This window comes from Burkholderia sp. Ac-20345 (assembly GCF_017104825.1).
GTDB classification, from domain to species: domain Bacteria; phylum Pseudomonadota; class Gammaproteobacteria; order Burkholderiales; family Burkholderiaceae; genus Burkholderia; species Burkholderia lata_B.
In genome coordinates this window covers 1-2,019 of sequence record NZ_JAAGPO010000451.1, presented here as the reverse complement: position 1 = coordinate 2,019, position 2,019 = coordinate 1, and the positions used below count along the sequence as shown (strand labels likewise).

The following is a 2,019-nucleotide window of genomic DNA, read 5'->3' as shown; positions in this document are numbered from 1 at the left end:
TACAAAGGGCCCGCATGCGCCGCGGCGCGCGGCTGGCGCGCGGTTCCGGCCGATTCTAGTGGGCGCCCGATGAACCGGTCAATCGCGCGGGCGGCACCGGCAACTTCGAACCGCAGGCGTGCACCCGCCTGCCGGGCGTCGACGCCCCGCCGCGCCGGAGGTGGCCGCGGGACGGGCCACACGTCGAAGCGGTCCAACCAATATCAGGCTCCGTCGCCGCTGCGCTCGAAATGGCTGCGCACGTAGTCGATATGCGTCTGCATCGCGGTGCGCGCCTCTTCGGGCCGTTGCGCGCAGATTGCTTCGCACACGACGCGGTGCTGCAGCAACAGCAGTTCGGACGCCTGCTCGTCGTGCGTCGTCATGCCCGCCACGTTGATCGAGATGTGCTCGCGCAGCATCCCGATCACGCTCGTATGCAGGTGCAGGAACATCGTGTTGTGCGATGCGAGCGCGATCGCCTCGTGCAGCTTCGCGTCGGTCGCGGCCTCGACGGCCGCGGCGCCGTTCGCGTGCGCCGTTTCGAGTTCGCGCAGCAGCGCACGGATCCGGCGCCGGTCGTTCGCATCGGCGCGCAGCGCGGCGAAATAGGCCGTCGCGCCTTCGAGCACGCGCCGGAACTCGAGGATGTCGTCGCGCAGCGCCGGATGATCCGCGACCAGTTGGCCCCACGGCGACGCGATGCCGGCACGCAACTGGTCCGTCACGTAGACGCCCGCGCCGCGCCGGCTCTGCAGCAGCCCGCGCGCGACGAGCCGCTGGGTCGCCTCGCGCACCGTATTGCGCGCGACACCGTATTCCTGCGCGAGCACGCGCTCGGCCGGCAGGCGCGCGCCGGCCGGCCATGTGCCGTCGAGCAGCGCCGTCTCGATCTTGCGCATCACCACTTCGGTCCGGCCCCGTGCCGTCATCGCTGCCATCGTCGCGTCTCCCTGCGGAATACCTGCCACGCCGATTGGCCCAACCAATTTGAGCTCCGGCGCCGTCGCGGGAATTATGCAGCGAAATTGTCGTCCCGCATCCGCATGCCGGGCCGGCGCCTCTGGAGCGAGACATGAACGAAAGACAGTACCCCGCCGCCGCCGCCGCGCACGTCTACCTGTTCGCGACCTGCCTGGTCGACCTGTTCGTCCCCGAAGCCGGGCTCGACGCGGTCCGCCTGCTGGAACGCGAGGGCCTGACCGTCCACTATCCGCGCGGCCAGAGCTGCTGCGGGCAGCCGGCCTACAGCAGCGGCAATCCCGACGAAGCGCGCCGCGTCGCGGCCGCGCAGCTCGACCTGTTCGCCGAACCTTGGCCCGTGATCGTGCCGTCCGGCTCGTGCGCGGGCATGATCCGCCACCATTGGCCGGCGCTGTTCGCCGACGATCCGGTCCACGGCCGGACAGCCCGCGCGATCGCGGAGCGAACCTACGAACTCGCCGAATTCCTCGTCCATGTGCTCGACGTGCAACTCGACGCGGCCACGGCCAACGCCGGGCCCGACGAGCGCGTGGTGCTGCACACGTCGTGCGCGGCCCGCCGCGAGATGGGCACGCGCGTCCACGGTGTCGCACTTATCGACGCGCTGCCGGGCGTGACGCGCATCGAACACGAACGCGAATCCGAATGCTGCGGCTTCGGCGGCACGTTCTCGCTGAAACATCCGGACATCTCAGGCGCGATGGTGCGCGACAAGGTCGCGTCGGCCTGCGCGACGGGCTGCGACCGGCTCGTGTCCGCCGACTGCGGCTGCCTGCTGAACATCGGCCATGCTGCGACCAAGGCCGGCGCGACGCTGCCGGTCGAGCACCTCGCCAGCTTCCTGTGGCGACGCACGGCAGGCGCCGCGTCGCTGCGCGGAGACAAGCAATGAGTGCGCGCGACGCGATCCTCAAGCGGCTGCGCGCCGCCGCGCCGGGTGTCGCCGCCGAGGCCGCCGCCGCGCTCGACGCACGCATCGACACGCATTACGACGCGCACCGCTCGCCGATCGAGACCGCACGCGATCCGCACGCGCTAGCCCACGCGATGCAGGCA

At 71.0% G+C, this 2,019-nt stretch carries 2 protein-coding genes and 1 pseudogene; 2 read left to right on the top strand and 1 reads right to left on the bottom strand.

Features of this window, described 5'->3' with window-relative positions; genetic code table 11:
* Positions 1-203: 203 nt before the first annotated feature.
* Entirely contained in the window at positions 204-920 is a 717-nt protein-coding gene (locus G3O06_RS47860; protein ID WP_174955054.1) for a FadR/GntR family transcriptional regulator, read from the bottom strand.
* 134 nt (positions 921-1,054) lie between these two features.
* Between G3O06_RS47860 and G3O06_RS47855 the strand changes: the two genes are divergently transcribed.
* Complete coding sequence (locus G3O06_RS47855) at positions 1,055-1,855, top strand: (Fe-S)-binding protein (protein ID WP_205820334.1); 801 nt, start codon at positions 1,055-1,057, stop codon at positions 1,853-1,855.
* Positions 1,852-2,019 (top strand): annotated as a pseudogene (locus G3O06_RS49545) (lactate utilization protein C); the annotation flags it as partial. The gene G3O06_RS47855 and the pseudogene G3O06_RS49545, both read left to right, overlap by 4 nt.